The sequence below is a fragment of the Streptomyces sp. NPDC085596 genome (assembly GCF_044541565.1).
GTDB lineage: Bacteria > Actinomycetota > Actinomycetes > Streptomycetales > Streptomycetaceae > Streptomyces.
The window spans coordinates 128,193-144,948 of the sequence record NZ_JBITTC010000006.1 but is presented as its reverse complement, the minus strand read 5'-3'; the positions used below and the strand labels follow the sequence as shown (position 1 = coordinate 144,948).

Sequence of the window (16,756 nt, the reverse complement as noted above, 5' to 3'; positions counted from 1 at the left end):
GTGCCTTGTCGTCGGTTCGTGGCCCGGAGCCGCCGTCGCGGCTCCGGGTACGGGAGACGTCAGCCGCTCACACCGCGGCCGAGCTCCCACAGCTGAAGCGTCGAGGAGGAGTTCAGGGCGTACGAGGTGCCCGTGATGTCGTCCCGTGCGGCGACGTACTGCTTGCCCTGCCACAGCGGCAGCACGGGGACGTCCTCGGCGACGGTGTCCTGGATGTCGGTGAGGCTGTTGGCGGCGTCGAGCCGGTCCGCCTCGCGGCGGGACTCGGGGATCAGCGTCCGCTCGATCGTGCTGTTGCTGTACGGCGAGCCAAGGAAGTTGTCCTTGTCGAGGAACGGCGCCAGGAAGTTGTCGGCGTCCGGGAAGTCGGGGAACCAGCCCATGCCGTAGACGTCGTACCGGCCCTTCTGCTCCGCGGGGCGGAAGGTGGCCCAGGGGTGGCCCTGGATGGTGACGTCGAAGACACCACTGTCGTTCAGCTGCTTCTGCAGGACCTCGAACTCCTCCTTGGTGGCGGAGCCGTAGTGGTCGGTGGTGTAGTGCAGGGTCAGCTTGACCGGGGCGGTGACGCCGGCCTTGGCGAGCAGGGCCTTGGCCTTGGCGGGGCTGGGGTCGCCGTACTTGTTGAAGAACGAGTTGGAGTGGCCGGTCAGGGTGGCGGGCACCAGCGAGTACAGCGGCTCGGCCTGGGTGCCGTAGACCTTGGAGACCAGTTCGCCGCGGTTGATGACCTGGGCCATGGCCTGGCGGACGGCCTTGTCCTTCACGGTCGGCGCGGCGGTGTTGAAGGCGAGGTAGCGGATCTCCAGACCCGGCATGTCGACCAGCTCGGCGTTCTTGTCCGAACCGCCGTCGAGCTTCTGGATCTGACTTGGCGACATGGTGCGGCTCATGACGTCGATGTCGCCGCGGTCGATGGCGGCGCCCATGGCGTCGGCGTCGTCGAAGGAGCGGATCTCCACCTTGTCGTTGTTCACCTCGGAACTCCCCTTGTACGTGGGGTTCTTGGTGAACGTGCCGCTGACCATCGCGTCGCCCTTGACCTCGGCCTTGAAGGTGTACGGGCCGGAGCCGTCGACCTCGAAGCCGTCGCGCAGCTTGTCCTTGGCGTACATCTTGGGGCTGATGATGCCCGCGACCGGGGTGGACAGCTTGAAGGGGAAGGTGGCGTCGGCCGTCTTCAGATGGAAGATGACCTCGCGCTCGCCCTGCGTCTCGACGGTGTCGACGGTGTTCAGCAGGGCCGCGACACCGCTGTCCGCCTGGAGCTTCATCGCGCGGTCGATGGAGTACTTCACATCGGCGGCGGTGACGGGCTCACCGGAGGCGAACTTCAGGCCGCTGCGCAGCTTGCAGGCGTAGCGCTCGTTGCCGGTGTCGGTGAAGCTGCAGCTCTCGGCCGCCTCCGGGACGGGGCTGCCCTCGCCCTTGGGCTGGGTCATCAGCGTCTGCACGGTCTGGCGCAGGACGTTCCAGGTGCCGACGTCGTAGGCGTAGGCGGGGTCGAGGGGCGCGGGGGCGTCGCTCGTGGCCGTGAACCGGTCCGTGGTGCCGACGACGATGGGGTCGCCGTTCTTGGCCCCACTGTCGGTTCCGCCGCACGCGGCGAGAACCGGCGTGAGCAGGCCGGCCACTGCCGGCAGCACCAGAGTCTTGCGGTTCATGCGGGACTTTCTCCAGAGCTGTTTGATTCCGTGAACCCGGCAAGCGGGGTGACGCGGCGGATCACGGGGGTTGGTGCGAGGTTGTCGCGTCGACATTAGTCCGCGCCCGCACGGCGGTTCGCGGCCGCATGAGTTGAGGGCTCATCACGCAGTGAAACCGGGTGTGGACGCACCGAAAAACCGACAGCGGCAGGATTCGTACAACGGTCCATCAATCAGGACACAAGGGCCTGCGCACCGTGCGCGCGACGGGGGTTTCTGCACACGTGGGCAGCCTTGTCGAGGCCACCGGGAGTGGCGAACGTCACAGCGTCAACTGCGGTCCGGGATACCGGAATTCAGCCGGTTCGGCGGCTCGGAATTCCTTCCGGGGGCGCCGTTCGAAGGAATTGCGCCCCTGGTCACCATTGTTTTCGCACGCTGGGTGAACGCCTAGTGCGTGAGCGTCATCAGTCCGCGCAGAAAAGACAGGTCGACCTGTTCCAGCGAGGGTACGACGGTGCGCCTTTCGGCGGGGACGATCGGGGCGATGGAGGGGACCGCGACCACATGGCAGCCGGCGGCCTCGGCGGCGGCGACTCCGGTGGCGGTGTCCTCGATGACGGCGCATCTGGCCGGATCGGCGCCGAGTCCGGCGGCGGCGAGGAGGTAGGGGTCGGGGTGGGGCTTGGTGCGGGAGACCTCGTCGCCGCCGATGGAGAGGGTGAAGTGGTGCGGGCCGAGGGTGGTCAGCACGCGGTCGATGATGCGCCGGTGGGAGGCGGAGACCAGGGCGGTGGGGATGTCGTGCTCGTGGAGTTCGGCGAGCAGCCGGGCGGCGCCGGGCATCAGCGGGAGGTGGCTGCCGATGCGGGCCTCGAAGCCGTCGTTGAGGAGGACGGAGAGTTCGGCGAGGGTGATGGCGGCGCCGGTGGCCTCGATGAGGAAGCCGGCGCTGCGGGTCATGGGGCCGCCGACGACGACATGCCGCCAGGACTCGTCGAGGGCGTGACCGAGGGCGGCGAAGACCTCGACCTCGACGTCCCACCAGAAGCCCTCGGTGTCCACCAGGGTGCCGTCCATGTCGAGGAGGACCGCTTGAAGGGCGGAGCCTTCGGCCGTACGGGTTCCTAGCGCGGGGACCGTGCTGGTCATCCGGGCGCACCTCCTTGAGGGACGATCAGGCCGGTTCCCGGAAAGGGAACCGGCCTGCGGTGGACCGACCAGCATACTTCGTGGGCGCCCGAAGCGCCTGTCGTGTGCGCGTGTCTCCTGGTCAGCCTGGTCAGCGGGCGTTGAAGTACTTCGCCTCGGGGTGGTGGATCACGATGGCGTCGGTGGACTGCTCGGGGTGGAGCTGGAACTCCTCGGAGAGGTGGACGCCGATCCGCTCGGGCTGGAGCAGGTCGGCGATCTTGGCGCGGTCCTCCAGGTTGGGGCAGGCGCCGTACCCGAGGGAGAAGCGGGCGCCGCGGTACTTCAGGGCGAACATGTCCTCGATGTCGGCGGGGTCCTCGCCGGCGAAGCCGAGTTCGGCGCGGACGCGGGCGTGCCAGTACTCGGCGAGCGCTTCGGCCAACTGGACGGAGAGGCCGTGCAGTTCGAGGTAGTCACGGTAGGCGTTGGCCTCGAAGAGCTTGGCGGTCTCCTCGCCGATGCGGGAGCCGACGGTGACAACCTGGAGGCCGACCACGTCCCGCTCACCGGACTCCTCCGGGCGGAAGTAGTCGGCGAGGCAGAGCCGGCGGCCCCGGCGCTGGCGGGGGAAGGTGAAGCGGGTGCGTTCGTTGCCGTCCTCGTCCAGGATGATCAGGTCGTCGTCCTTGGAGACGCAGGGGAAGTAGCCGTAAACGACGGCGGCTTCCAGCAGGTTCTCGGTCTGGAGGCGGTCGAGGAGGCCGCGCAGCCGGGGGCGGCCCTCGGTCTCGGCGAGTTCCTCGTAGGTGGGGCCGTCGCCGGTGCGGGCCTGCTTCAGCCCCCACTGGCCCTTGAAGAGGGCGCCCTCGTCCAGCCAGGAGGCGTACTCCTTGAGCTGGATGCCCTTGACGACGCGGGTGCCCCAGAAGGGCGGGGCGGGCACCGGGTTGTCGGTGCGCACGTCGGAGCGGACGTGGCCCTCCTGCGGGCTCTCCTCGGGGAGGGCCGGGGCGGGGGTGGCGCGGACGCGGCGCTGCTTGAGTTCGGGGAGCTGGGCGCCGGGGCGGCCGCGCTTGACGCCGATGAGGGCGTCCATCAGGCGCAGACCCTCGAAGGCGTCGCGGGCGTAGCGGACCTCGCCCTCGTAGATCTCGTGGAGGTCCTGTTCGACGTAGGCGCGGGTGAGGGCGGCGCCGCCGAGGATGACCGGGTAGTCGGCCGCGAGTCCGCGCTGGTTCAGCTCCTCCAGGTTCTCCTTCATGATCACGGTGGACTTGACCAGGAGGCCGGACATGCCGATGACGTCGGCGCGGTGTTCCTCGGCGGCTTCCAGGATCGCGGAGACGGGCTGCTTGATGCCGAGGTTGACGACGTTGTAGCCGTTGTTGGACAGGATGATGTCCACGAGGTTCTTGCCGATGTCATGGACGTCGCCGCGCACGGTGGCCAGCACGATCGTGCCCTTGCCCTCGGCGTCCGACTTCTCCATGTGCGGTTCCAGGTGCGCGACGGCCGTCTTCATGACCTCGGCGGACTGGAGCACGAACGGGAGCTGCATCTGGCCGGAGCCGAAGAGTTCACCGACGGTCTTCATGCCGTCGAGCAGGGTGTCGTTGACGATGTCGAGGGCGGGGCGGTCCTGGAGGGCTTCGTCCAGGTCGGCTTCGAGGCCGTTGCGCTCGCCGTCGATGATGCGCCGCTTGAGGCGTTCGTCCAGGGGCAGCGCGGCCAGTTCCTCGGCCTTGCCGGCGCGCAGGGACTTGGCGGTGGCGCCCTCGAAGAGCGCCATCAGCTTCTGGAGCGGGTCGTAGCCCTCGGCGCGGCGGTCGTGGATGAGGTCGAGGGCGGTCTGCACCTCTTCCTCGCTGAAGCGGGCGATGGGCAGGATCTTGGAGGCGTGCACGATGGCCGAGTCCAGGCCCGCCTTGACGCATTCGTCGAGGAAGACGGAGTTCAGCAGGATGCGGGCGGCCGGGTTGAGGCCGAAGGAGATGTTGGACAGGCCGAGGGTGGTCTGGACGTCCGGGTGGCGCCGCTTCAGCTCGCGGATGGCCTCGATGGTGGCGACGCCGTCCCCCCGGGACTCCTCCTGACCGGTGCAGATGGTGAAGGTCAGGGTGTCGATGAGGATGTCCTCCTCGCGGATGCCCCAGTTCCCGGTGAGGTCGTCGATGAGCCGTTCGGCGATCTCGACCTTCTTCTCGGGGGTGCGGGCCTGGCCCTCCTCGTCGATGGTGAGCGCGATCAGGGCGGCGCCGTGTTCCCGGGCGAGGCGGGTGACCTTGGCGAAGCGGGAGTCCGGGCCGTCGCCGTCCTCGTAGTTCACCGAGTTGATCACCGCGCGGCCGCCGAGCTTCTCCAGGCCGGCCTGGATGACGTCGACCTCGGTGGAGTCGAGCACGATGGGGAGGGTGGAGGCGGTGGCGAGGCGGCCGGCGAGTTCGGCCATGTCGCTGACGCCGTCGCGGCCGACGTAGTCCACGCACAGGTCGAGCAGGTGCGCGCCCTCACGGATCTGCTCGCGGGCCAGCTCCACGCAGTCGTCCCAGCGGGCCTCCAGCATGGCCTCGCGGAACTTCTTCGACCCGTTGGCGTTGGTGCGCTCGCCGATGGCGAGGTAGGAGGTGTCCTGGCGGAACGGGACGGACTGGTAGAGGGAGGCGGCGCCCGCCTCGGGGCGGGGCTGCCGCTCGGCCGGGGTGAGGTCGCGGACGCGCTCGACGACCTGGCGCAGATGCTCGGGGGTGGTGCCGCAGCAGCCGCCGACCAGGGAGAGGCCGTACTCGTGGACGAAGGTCTGCTGGGCGTCGGCCAGCTCGGGGGCGGTCAGCGGGTAGTGCGCGCCGTTCTTGCCGAGGACGGGGAGGCCCGCGTTGGGCATGCAGGCCAGCGGGATGCGGGCGTTGCGGGCGAGGTGGCGCAGGTGCTCGCTCATCTCGGCGGGGCCGGTGGCGCAGTTCAGGCCGATCATGTCGATGCCGAGGGGTTCCAGCGCGGTGAGCGCGGCGCCGATCTCGGAGCCGAGCAGCATGGTGCCGGTGGTCTCGACGGTCACGGAGACGATGACGGGCAGGTCGAGGCCGAGGGCGTCCAGGCCCCGCCGGGCGCCGAGGACGGCGGCCTTGGTCTGGAGCAGGTCCTGGGTGGTCTCGATCAGCAGGGCGTCGGCGCCGCCGGTGACCAGTCCCTCGGCGTTGCTCTGGTAGGCGTCGCGCAGGGTGGTGTACGGGGCGTGGCCGAGGGTGGGCAGCTTGGTGCCGGGGCCCATGGAGCCGAGCACCCAGCGGGGGCGGCCGTCGCGGGCGGTGAAGTCGTCGGCGGTCTCGCGGGCGACGCGGGCGCCGGACTCGGAGAGTTCGTGGACGCGCTCGGGGATGTCGTACTCGCCGAGGGCGGAGTGGTTGGCGCCGAAGGTGTTGGTCTCGACGCAGTCGACGCCGACTTCGAAGTACGCCTCGTGGACGGAGCGCACGATGTCGGGACGGGTGAGGTTGAGGATCTCGTTGCAGCCCTCGAGCTGCTGGAAGTCGTCGAGGGTCGGGTCCTGGGCCTGGAGCATGGTGCCCATGGCTCCGTCGGCGACCACCACACGGGTGGCGAGTGCCTGACGGAGCGCGGACGCACGGGTCCGGCTGTCGGCGGAAGGGGACGTCGGCGACGAGGCCATGAAGGGGCTCCCTTGGATGCGACGGCTGTCGGCTATGCGCCTGTCCAGGACGGACCTGGGCGTGGGGCACGGCGCCAGAGTAACCGCCAGTGGGCTTGGATGGGCACAGGCGTCCACGACACGGACGCGGATGGCGGAGTCCGGCCGGGCGAGTGCCGTGGCCGGAGACATGGGTGTTCCGGGGCGGTCCTGCTCATTGGCGGGAGGTCGGCATGGACCGGTAATGTTCGGCATTGCCGAACGTGTGTGGGATGGCTCGGCGGTGGCCGATGCGGACGGAGGCAGAACGGCGATGGCACGGAACATCCAGTCGCTCGAACGGGCGGCCGCGATGCTGCGTCTGCTCGCGGGCGGCGAACGGCGGCTCGGCCTCTCCGACATCGCCTCGTCGCTGGGTCTGGCCAAGGGCACCGCGCACGGCATCCTGCGCACGCTCCAGCACGAGGGTTTCGTGGAGCAGGACGAGGCTTCGGGCCGCTATCAGCTGGGCGCGGAACTGCTGCGGCTGGGCACCACGTATCTGGACGTGCACGAGCTGCGCGCGCGGGCGCTGGTGTGGACCGACGACCTGGCCCGCTCCAGCGGGGAGAGCGTGTACCTGGGCGTGCTGCACCAGCGGGGCGTGCTGATCGTGCACCACGTCTTCCGCCCGGACGACAGCCGTCAGGTGCTGGAGATCGGGGCGATGCAGCCCCTGCACTCCACGGCGCTGGGCAAGGTGCTCTCCGCGTACGACCCGGTGGCGCACAGCGAGGCGCTGGACTCCTCCCGCAAGGCGTTCACCGACCGTACGGTGTGCGCGCCGGAGGACTTCGAACAGGTCCTGGACCTCACGCGGGCGCGCGGGTACGCGGCGGACGTGGAGGAGACCTGGGAGGGCGTGGCGTCGATCGCCGCGCCGATCCACGACCGGCGCCGGATGCCGGTGGGCGCGGTGGGGATCGCGGGCGCGGTCGAGCGGCTGTGCCGGGACGGCGAACCGCGTCCGGAGCTGATCGCGGCGGTGCGGGACTGCGCCCGCGCGGTGTCCCGGGACCTGGGCGCGGCCCGCTTCTGAGCATGTGCTCCGTGTGGGGCCCGGTCTGCTGTGCCCCCGTCCGTAACGATCCTGCCTTCTGCGTTCTTTTTCGCCCCCGGAACCCTTGACGCGTGTGCGCGGCGAAAGCGAGACTCCCGTCCATCGGTCGGCATTGTCGAACACCTATCGGTATTACGCGTTAGGGTGTGACAGCGCCTAGGGCCGGGTTCCCCTGGACGAAGGACAAAGGAGTCGCGGGTGTCCAGCTCCGACATCTTCATCGGCGAGACCATAGGTACCGCCATACTCATCCTGCTCGGCGGCGGTGTGTGTGCCGCCGTGACGCTGAAGGCTTCCAAGGCGCGCGGCGCCGGATGGCTGGCCATCGCCTTCGGGTGGGGTTTCGCCGTTCTGACGGCTGTTTACACCTCGGCGCCCCTCTCCGGCGCGCATCTCAACCCGGCCGTGACCCTCGCGCTGGCGATCAAGGGTCACGACTACAGCACGCTGCCCGCCTACTGGGGCGGCCAGTTGCTGGGCGCGATGATCGGCGCGACGCTGGTCTGGGTGGCCTACCTGGGCCAGTTCCACGCGCACCTCACCGACCGGGAGATCGTCGGCGGGCCCGGCGCGCAGGACACGGTCAAGGCGGTCGAGGCCGAGGAGGCGGCCGCGGGCCCGGTGCTGGGCATCTTCTCCACCGGTCCGGAGATCCGGAACGCGGTGCAGAACCTTCTCACGGAGATCATCGGCACGATCGTGCTGGTGCTGGCGGTCCTCACACAGGGCCTGAACAACGAGGGCAACGGTCTGGGCCCGGTGGGCGCGCTGATCACCGCCCTGGTGGTCGTCTCGATCGGTCTGTCCCTGGGCGGTCCGACGGGGTACGCGATCAACCCGGCGCGCGACCTGGGACCGCGCATCGTGCACGCGCTGCTGCCGCTGCCCAACAAGGGCGGTTCGGACTGGAGCTACGCGTGGGTTCCGGTCGTCGGTCCACTGATCGGCGGCGCGATCGCTGCGGGCATCTACAACGTCGCTTTTGCTTGATGAGTAACGATTTGCCCGAAAAGCACCGATCATTCGAGTACGCGCCGTACGCACCGCACCCTCACCTCGGATCTCCCAGGAGCACACAGTGACCGACGCCCACACCGCAGGACCGTTCATCGCGGCGATCGACCAGGGCACGACCTCCTCGCGCTGCATCGTCTTCGACCGGGACGGCCGGATCGTCTCCGTCGACCAGAAGGAGCACGAGCAGATCCTCCCGAAGCCGGGCTGGGTCGAGCACGACGCCAACGAGATCTGGACCAACGTCCAGGAGGTCGTCGCCAGCGCCGTCGAGAAGGCCGGCATCACCCGCGACGACATCAAGGCCATCGGCATCACCAACCAGCGCGAGACGACCGTGCTGTGGGACAAGAACACCGGTGAGCCCGTCCACAACGCCATCGTCTGGCAGGACACCCGCACCGACGCCCTCTGCCGGGAGCTGGGCCGCAACGTCGGCCAGGACCGCTTCCGCCGCCAGACCGGCCTCCCGCTGGCCTCGTACTTCGCCGGTCCCAAGGCCCGCTGGCTGCTGGACAACGTCGAGGGTCTGCGTGAGCGCGCCGAGGCCGGGGACATCCTCTTCGGCACCATGGACAGCTGGGTCATCTGGAACCTGACCGGCGGCGTCGACGGCGGCAAGCACGTCACCGACGTCACCAACGCCTCGCGCACCATGCTGATGAACCTGCACACGATGCAGTGGGACGAGAAGATCTGCGAGTCCATCGGCGTCCCGCAGCAGATGCTGCCCGAGATCCGCTCCTCCGCCGAGGTCTACGGTGAGATCACCGGCGGCAGCCTGGGCGACCTGCTCGGCGGCATCCCCGTCGCCTCCGCGCTCGGCGACCAGCAGGCGGCCCTGTTCGGCCAGACCTGCTTCTCCGAGGGCGAGACCAAGTCCACCTACGGCACCGGCACCTTCATGGTGATGAACACCGGTGAGCAGATCATCAACTCCTACGCCGGTCTGCTGACCACGGTCGGCTACAAGATCGGCGACAAGCCGACGGTGTACGCCCTGGAGGGCTCCATCGCCGTCACCGGCTCGCTGGTGCAGTGGATGCGCGACCAGATGGGTCTCATCTCCACCGCCGCCGAGATCGAGACGCTCGCGCTCTCGGTCGAGGACAACGGCGGCGCCTACTTCGTACCGGCCTTCTCCGGCCTGTTCGCCCCGCACTGGCGCTCCGACGCGCGCGGTGTGATCGCGGGCCTGACCCGGTACGTCACCAAGGCGCACCTCGCGCGCGCCGTCCTGGAGGCCACCGCCTGGCAGACGCGGGAGATCGCGGACGCCATGACGAAGGACTCCGGCGTCGAGCTGACCACGCTCAAGGTGGACGGCGGCATGACCGCGAACAACCTGCTGATGCAGCAGCTCGCGGACGTGCTGGACGCGCCCGTGGTCCGCCCGATGGTCGCCGAGACCACCTGTCTCGGTGCCGCCTACGCCGCCGGTCTCGCCGTCGGCTTCTGGTCCAACACCGACGAGCTGCGCGCCAACTGGCGCCGGGCCGCCGAGTGGACCCCCCGCATGGACGCGGAGACCCGCGACCGTGAGTACAAGAGCTGGCTCAAGGCCGTCGAGCGGACCATGGGCTGGCTCGAGGACGAGAGCTGACCGGGCCGGCGCAGCCGCCCGACCCGGCTCCGACGAGGAGTTAAGTACCCGACATGACCAGTCCCACCACCCTGCAGTCCGTACCTGCCCTGGGCACGCACCCGGCCTCCGGCTCCAACCCGAGCCGCGCCGAGACCAGGGAGCAGCTCGCCAGGGCGTCGTACGACCTTCTTGTGATCGGCGGCGGCATCCTGGGCATCTCCACCGCCTGGCACGCCGCGCAGTCCGGGCTCAGGGTGGCGCTGGTCGACGCCGGTGACTTCGCCGGCGCCACCTCCTCCGCCTCCTCCAAGCTGCTCCACGGGGGGTTGCGGTACCTCCAGACCGGCGCGGTGAAGCTGGTGGCGGAGAACCACTTCGAACGGCGTGCGGTCTCCCGCCAGGTGGCCCCCCACCTGGCGAACCCGCTCACCTTCTACCTCCCGGTGTACAAGGGCGGCCCGCACAGCGCGGCCAAGCTCGGCGCGGGCGTCTTCGCCTACTCCGCGCTGTCCGCGTTCGGTGACGGCGTGGGGCATCTGCTCTCGCCGTCGAAGGCCGCGCAGGACGTGCCCGAGCTGCGCACCGACAACCTGAAGGCCGTGGCCGTGTACGGCGACGACCAGATGAACGACGCCCGCATGGCGCTGATGACGGTCCGCGCGGCCGTCGACGCGGGCGCGGTCGTCCTCAACCACGCCGAGGTCACCGGGCTGCGCACCACGCGCGGCCGGGTCACCGGCGCCGAACTGAAGGACCGGCTCACCGGCGAGGAGTTCGGGGTGAACGCCCGCCTGGTGCTGAACGCGACCGGACCGTGGGTGGACCACCTGCGCCGGATGGAGGACCCGCACGCGGCCCCCTCGATCCGCCTGTCCAAGGGCGCGCACCTGGTCCTGAAGCGCACCGCTCCCTGGAAGGCGGCGCTGGCCACCCCGATCGACAAGTACCGCATCACGTTCGCGCTGCCCTGGGAGGACATGCTGCTGCTCGGCACCACCGACGAGGTGTACGAGGGTGACCCGGCGGATGTGTCCGTGACCGAGTCGGACATATCCCAGATCCTGGACGAGGCCGCGTTCTCCGTCCGGGATCAGCAGCTCCAGCGGGACCTGATCACCTACTCCTTCGCCGGACTGCGGGTGCTGCCCGGCGGTCCCGGCGACACGGCGAAGGCCAAGCGGGAGACGGTGGTCACCGAGGGCCCGGGCGGGATGCTGTCGGTGGCGGGCGGCAAGTGGACCACGTTCCGGCACATCGGGCGGACCGTGCTGAAGAAGCTGGAGGAGCTGCCGGGCCGGCCGCTCGGCGACGACTTCGAGCCGGTCTCCGAGCTGCCCAAGCGGCTGCCGCTGCCCGGTGTCGCCAACCCGCGCGCGGTCGAGCACCGGCTGCTGGTGGACCGTCCGGCGCCCGGACCGCGCATGGGCGCCGACACCGCCCGCCATCTGGCCACCCACTACGGCTCCCTCTCCTTCGACATCGCCCGCATGGCCAACGAGCACCCCGAGCTGGCCGAGCGGGTCCACCCCGACGCCCCGGAGATCTGGGCACAGGTGGTCTGGGCCCGCGACCAGGAGTGGGCCGAGACGGCGGACGACGTGCTGCGCCGCCGCACCACGCTCACCATCCGCGGCCTGGCCACGGACGAGGTGCGCGCGAAGGTGCGCGACGTCCTGGACGGCAAGCAGTAAAAAGGCGCGCTCAGGGGCGGTTCCGCGACGGTGGAACCGCCCCAGTCCCACCTGGCGGGCGGCGGGGCGGCAGGCGTGCGGGACCAGGCCGGTCCGGTGGACGGCGCCTGGGAGCGGGCTCCGCTGCGGGGTGTCCCGGGCCGGGGTTCGGGGCAGTGATCCGTTCAGCCCCTTGCGAGGGGGCTGCGGAGGCTCCCGTCGGACGCCGTAAGGTTGGGTGGTCAGGCGAGAGCACGTCGGAAGGAGGCACTGGGTGATCGAGCTGGAGGGTGTTCCCGAGCTGATCGACCCAGTCATGGTGGCCGCGTTCGAGGGCTGGAACGATGCCGGTGACGCCGCCTCCACGGCGGTCGCGCATCTGGAACGCGAGTGGAAGGGCCAGGTGTTCGCGGCGCTGGACGCCGAGGACTACTACGACTTCCAGGTGAACCGCCCCACGGTCTTCATGGAAGGCGGCGTGCGCAAGATCACCTGGCCGACGACCCGGCTGTCGGTGGTCCGCGTCGGCGGGGACAAGCCCCGTGACCTGGTGCTGGTGCGCGGTATCGAGCCGTCGATGCGCTGGCGCTCGTTCTGCAACGAACTGCTGGGCTTCGCCCATGAGCTGGGCGTGGAGCTGGTGGTGATCCTGGGCGCGCTGCTCGGCGACACCCCGCACACGCGTCCGGTGCCGGTCAGCGGGGTCACCTCGGACGCCGACCTGGCCCGCCGGATGAACCTGGAGGAGACCAAGTACGAGGGCCCGACGGGCATCGTCGGTGTGCTCCAGGAGGCGTGCACGCACGCCGGGGTGCCCGCGGTGTCGCTGTGGGCGGCGGTGCCGCACTACGTCTCCCAGCCGCCCAACCCGAAGGCCACGCTGGCGCTGCTGAACCGTCTCGAGGACCTGGTGGACCTGCGTATACCGCAGGGCGAGCTGCCCGAGGACGCGCGTGCCTGGCAGACGGGCGTGGACCAGCTGGCCTCGGAGGACAGCGAGGTCGCGGAGTATGTGCAGACGCTGGAGGAGGCCCGCGACACCGCCGAGCTGCCGGAGGCGTCCGGCGAGGCCATCGCGCGCGAGTTCGAGCGGTATCTGCGGCGCCGGGACGTGGGCGGGCCGGGCGGGCACGCCACGGCGGAGGGCTCGGACAGCGGGCCCTACCGCCGGGACGCGCCGAGCGGCCGCACCCGCCCGCCCAAGCCCCCGAAGCCGGAGGCGCCGGGCGTCTCCGACGGCGACGAGGCGGACGGCTCGGAGGACTGAACGAGCCCGCGGACAGACAAGTGGGGCGGCACCCGGCCGGGTGCCGCCCCACTTGTTCTGTCAGGTCAGAGCGCCACGCCGAGCAGCGCGTCGACGGTGCGGCTGACCACGCCGGGGGCGCCGATGTCGGTGCCGCCCTCGCTCTCCTGGCGGGCCGCCCAGCGGTCCACGGCCTCGAGCGCGGCGGGCGCGTCCAGGTCGTCGGCCAGGGCCTCGCGGACCTCTTCCACGAGTGCGTCGGCGGAGGGGCCGTCCGGGCGGGAGACGGCGGCACGCCAGCGGCCGAGCCGGTCCACGGCGTCCTGGAGCACCTGGTCGGTCCACTCCCAGTCCGCGCGGTAGTGGCGTGAGTGCAGGGCGAGCCGGATGGCGGCCGGGTCGACGCCGTCGCGGCGCAGCGCGGAGACGAAGACGAGGTTGCCCTTCGACTTCGACATCTTCTCGCCGTCCAGGCCGACCATGCCCGCGTGGACGTACGCCTTGGCCATCGGGAACTCGCCGGTGAGCACCTGGGCGTGGGAGGCGCCCATCTCGTGGTGCGGGAAGGCGAGGTCGGAGCCGCCGCCCTGCACGTCGAAGCCCATGCCGAGGTGGTCCAGGGCAATGGCGACGCACTCGATGTGCCAGCCGGGGCGGCCCCTGCCGAGCGAGCCGCCGTCCCAGCTGGGCTCGCCCTCGCGGGCCGCCAGCCACAGCATCGGGTCGAGCGGGTTCTTCTTGCCGGGCCGGTCCGGGTCGCCGCCGCGCTCGGCGGACAGCGCGCGCATGGCGGCCGCGTCCAGGTTGGAGACCTGGCCGAAGTTCGGGTCGGAGTCGACGGAGAAGTAGACGTCGCCGTCCAGGTCGTAGGCCGCGCCGAGATCCCGCAGCCGTTCCACGAGCGGGACGATGCCGGGTATGGCCTCGACGGCGCCTATGTAGTGCTGGGGCGGCAGCATCCTGAGGGCGGTCATGTCCTCGCGGAACAGGGTGGTCTCCTGCTCGGCGAGCGCGGCCCAGTCGACGCCGTCGCGCGTCGCGCGCTCCAGCAGCGGGTCGTCGACGTCGGTGACGTTCTGGACGTAATGGACCTGCCGCTTGGTGTCGAGCCACACGCGCTGGACGAGGTCGAACGCGTTGTAGGTCGCCGCGTGACCCATGTGGGTCGCGTCGTACGGCGTGATGCCGCAGACGTAGATCCGGGCGACGGGACCGGGGTCGAGGGTGACCGGACCGTCGGTCGCGGTGTCGTGAATCCTCAGGTCGCGGCCCTGACCAGGCAGGGCGGGGACCTCGGAAGCGGGCCAGGCATGCATGTACATGAGCGTAACCGGCCATGAGCTGGGGCTACGAACCGGATCGCGCCCAAGGCCGCCGGATGGCCGGATGGGCACTCTTGCGCCGGGCGCCGTGTCGTGCTCGCCCGTGCCCGTCGGCCTCAGACCGGGGGCCAGGGGATGGCGGGCCAGTCGCCGGTGGGTTCGGGGTGGCGGCCGGTGGCGAGGAGGCCGTCGACGCGTGCGCGGGTGGCGTCGATCTCGGCCGGGGTGAGCAGTGGGGCCAGCTTCGCGGCCAGGGCGCCGCCCGCGGCGAGGGTGTCGCGCAGGCCGCCGAGGACCGTGACGGCGTCCTCGGTGAGGGGTTCGCCCGCCCAGCCCCACAGCAGGGTGCGCAGCTTGTTCTCGGCGTTGAAGGAGACGCCGTGGTCGATGCCGTAGAGGCGGCCGGCGACGGTGGGCAGGAGGTGGCCGCCCTTGCGGTCGGCGTTGTTGATCACGGCGTCGAGGACGGCGAGGCGGCGCAGCCGTTCGTCGTCGGCGTGCACGAGCAGCGCGGTGCGGCCCTCGCCGACCTCGGCGAGGCCGATGGCCTTCCAGCCGGGCCCGGCTTCCTCGCCCTCGGCGAGCGCGAGGAGTTCGGCGTCGGCGCTCACCTCGATCCAGAGCTGGCACATGCCCTCGCCGAAGGGGCCGTCGCGCAGCACGGTCGGCGGGATCAGGCCCCAGCCGGTCGCCTCGGACACCTCGTAGGCGGCGACCTCACGGCCGGCCAGGGTGCCGTCGGGGAAGTCCCACAGGGGGCGCTCCCCAGCCACGGGCTTGTAGACGCAAGGAGCCTCGCGGCCGTCGAGGGCGACGGCGCAGAACAGGGCGGCGTTGGAGGCGTCCCGGATGCGGCCGCGTACGGTCAGCTCGCCGTGGGCAAGCAGTTCGGCGGCGTCCGCGTCGGTTCCCGTCTCCGCGGCGCTCACGCTCCCCGGCGGTATCCGTTCTGGCGCGGACATACGTGTCCTTCCGGGTCGAGCGGGAGGCTGCACAGCGGACACGGCGGCCGCCCGGCGTTGACGACGTCGAGGGCGCGCTTGGCGAAGGCCCTGGCCTGCGCGCCGGTCAGCCGGACCCGCAGCATCGGGGGGCCGTTCTCCTCGTCCTGGAGGAGGCGTTCCTCGGCCTCGGCCAGGTCCTCGGCGGTCTCGGCGTCCAGCTCCACCAGGGCCTGGGCCTCGACGACCATGCGCTGTTCCTCGCCGTCCCAGGCCAGAGCCATGGTCCCGACGCGGAACTCCTCCTCGACGGGGGTGTCCAGCGGGGCGGTGTCGGCGATCTCGACGGGGGCGACGGCGGGCACCGCGGCATTGCCGCCGCTACGGCGTACGACCTCGTCGAGGAGTTCGTCCATGCGCTCGGCGAGCGCGGCGACCTGGGCCTTCTCCAGGGCCACGCTGGTCGCCCGCGGGCCCGCGGTGGCCTGGAGGAAGAACGTACGGCGTCCGGGCAGTCCGACCGTGCCGGCCACGAAGCGGTCCGGCGGGTCGTAGAGGAACACCTGACGGGACACGTCCTGTCTCCATGAGTTCGAGATCGTTCGAGCGGTTCAAGCGGTCGGTGCGGGTGTGCGGGCACGCCGCGCGGCCGACCGCCTCACCCTACTGCGGGCGGCGATCACGGTGCGCCCGCACCGCCCCCGACCGGTGCGTCGTCGTCCGGGGGCGTCTCGCGGGGGGCGAGGGAGGCGAGGTCGCCGGTCTCGCCGAGGCGGACGAGGTAGGGCCGAAGCCGGGTGTAGCGGATGGCGGTGACGGAGCAGGGCTCCACGGAGACGCGCTGGAAGAGGTCGAGGTGGAGTCCGAGGGCGTCGGCGACGATCGACTTGATGATGTCGCCGTGGGAGCACATCAGGTAGACGGCGTCGGCGCCGTGCTCGCTCTCCACGCGCGCGTTCCAGTCGCGTACGGCCGCGACGGCGCGGGCCTGCATGTCGCGCATGGACTCGCCGCCGGGGAAGGCGGCGGCGGAGGGGTGGCTCTGGACGACCTCCATCAGGGGTTCGTCCTTCAGCTCGGCGAGTTTGCGGCCCGACCAGTCGCCGTAGTGGCACTCCCCGATCCGGTCGTCGGTGTGGGGGCGCAGGTCGGGGCGGGCGTCGAGCAGGGGTTGTACGGTCTCCTGGCAGCGCTGGAGGGGGCTGAGGACGATCTCGCGCAGGGGCAGGCCGTCGAGGCGGCCGGGGAGGGCGGCGGCCTGCTGCGTGCCGCGTTCGTCGAGGGCGACGCCGGGTGTCCAGCCGGCGAGGAGCCCTGCGGTGTTGGCGGTGGAACGGCCGTGCCTAACGAGGATCAGGGTGGGCATGCGGCCCAGCGTAGACCGGCGCCGCCGGGTGGTGATCCGGGGCGGCGATTCATGGACCCCGAGTGCGTGCGGGGCAGGACGGCGGGA

The 16,756-nt window shown here is 70.9% G+C and carries 12 protein-coding genes; 5 read left to right on the top strand and 7 right to left on the bottom strand.

Features of this window, described 5'->3' with window-relative positions; all coding sequences use genetic code 11:
- Positions 1-59: 59 nt before the first annotated feature.
- The 3 genes from ACIGA3_RS19405 to metH form a co-directional block, all read right to left on the bottom strand.
- Complete coding sequence (locus ACIGA3_RS19405) at positions 60-1,664, bottom strand: ABC transporter substrate-binding protein (RefSeq protein WP_399716976.1); 1,605 nt, start codon at positions 1,662-1,664, stop codon at positions 60-62.
- A 432-nt stretch (positions 1,665-2,096) separates the two neighbouring features.
- Positions 2,097-2,798: an HAD family hydrolase gene (locus tag ACIGA3_RS19400; RefSeq protein ID WP_399716973.1), complete on the bottom strand. Its 702-nt coding sequence runs from the start codon at positions 2,796-2,798 to the stop codon at positions 2,097-2,099.
- Positions 2,799-2,928: 130 nt separating this feature from the next.
- Positions 2,929-6,447 (bottom strand): methionine synthase, encoded by a 3,519-nt coding sequence (metH, locus tag ACIGA3_RS19395; RefSeq protein ID WP_399716970.1) that lies wholly within the window; start codon positions 6,445-6,447, stop codon positions 2,929-2,931.
- A gap of 292 nt (positions 6,448-6,739) precedes the next feature.
- Here metH and ACIGA3_RS19390 point away from each other — a divergent pair, with 292 nt between their 5' ends.
- The 5 genes from ACIGA3_RS19390 to ACIGA3_RS19370 all read left to right on the top strand — a co-directional run bounded on the left by ACIGA3_RS19390 (position 6,740) and on the right by ACIGA3_RS19370 (position 13,061).
- Entirely contained in the window at positions 6,740-7,504 is a 765-nt protein-coding gene (locus ACIGA3_RS19390; protein WP_399716967.1) for an IclR family transcriptional regulator, read from the top strand.
- Between the two features lie 219 nt (positions 7,505-7,723).
- Positions 7,724-8,515: an MIP/aquaporin family protein gene (locus tag ACIGA3_RS19385; RefSeq protein ID WP_399716965.1), complete on the top strand. Its 792-nt coding sequence runs from the start codon at positions 7,724-7,726 to the stop codon at positions 8,513-8,515.
- Between the two features lie 88 nt (positions 8,516-8,603).
- Positions 8,604-10,142 carry a glycerol kinase GlpK gene (gene glpK, locus ACIGA3_RS19380; RefSeq protein WP_399716962.1) on the top strand — a complete coding sequence of 513 codons (1,539 nt, stop codon included), beginning with the start codon at positions 8,604-8,606 and terminating at the stop codon, positions 10,140-10,142.
- A gap of 53 nt (positions 10,143-10,195) precedes the next feature.
- Positions 10,196-11,815, top strand: coding sequence for an FAD-dependent oxidoreductase (locus ACIGA3_RS19375; RefSeq protein WP_399716959.1), 1,620 nt, complete (start codon positions 10,196-10,198; stop codon positions 11,813-11,815).
- A gap of 253 nt (positions 11,816-12,068) precedes the next feature.
- The gene (locus tag ACIGA3_RS19370; protein WP_399716956.1) at positions 12,069-13,061 is read left to right on the top strand and encodes a PAC2 family protein; all 993 of its coding nucleotides are present in this window, start codon (positions 12,069-12,071) and stop codon (positions 13,059-13,061) included.
- A 65-nt stretch (positions 13,062-13,126) separates the two neighbouring features.
- Here the strand turns inward: ACIGA3_RS19370 and mshC are convergent, their stop codons facing one another.
- From mshC to ACIGA3_RS19350, 4 genes are all read right to left on the bottom strand, one after another.
- Positions 13,127-14,356 carry a cysteine--1-D-myo-inosityl 2-amino-2-deoxy-alpha-D-glucopyranoside ligase gene (gene mshC / locus ACIGA3_RS19365; RefSeq protein WP_399716954.1) on the bottom strand — a complete coding sequence of 410 codons (1,230 nt, stop codon included), beginning with the start codon at positions 14,354-14,356 and terminating at the stop codon, positions 13,127-13,129.
- 122 nt (positions 14,357-14,478) lie between these two features.
- On the bottom strand, positions 14,479-15,324 hold the full coding sequence (locus tag ACIGA3_RS19360; RefSeq protein WP_399716951.1) for an SCO1664 family protein: 846 nt from the start codon (positions 15,322-15,324) through the stop codon (positions 14,479-14,481).
- Positions 15,288-15,878 (bottom strand): DUF3090 domain-containing protein, encoded by a 591-nt coding sequence (locus ACIGA3_RS19355; RefSeq protein ID WP_399716948.1) that lies wholly within the window; start codon positions 15,876-15,878, stop codon positions 15,288-15,290. Before ACIGA3_RS19355 ends, ACIGA3_RS19360 begins: the two co-directional genes overlap by 37 nt.
- Positions 15,879-15,982: 104 nt before the next feature.
- Complete coding sequence (locus ACIGA3_RS19350; RefSeq protein ID WP_399716945.1) at positions 15,983-16,669, bottom strand: histidine phosphatase family protein; 687 nt, start codon at positions 16,667-16,669, stop codon at positions 15,983-15,985.
- Positions 16,670-16,756: the final 87 nt, after the last annotated feature.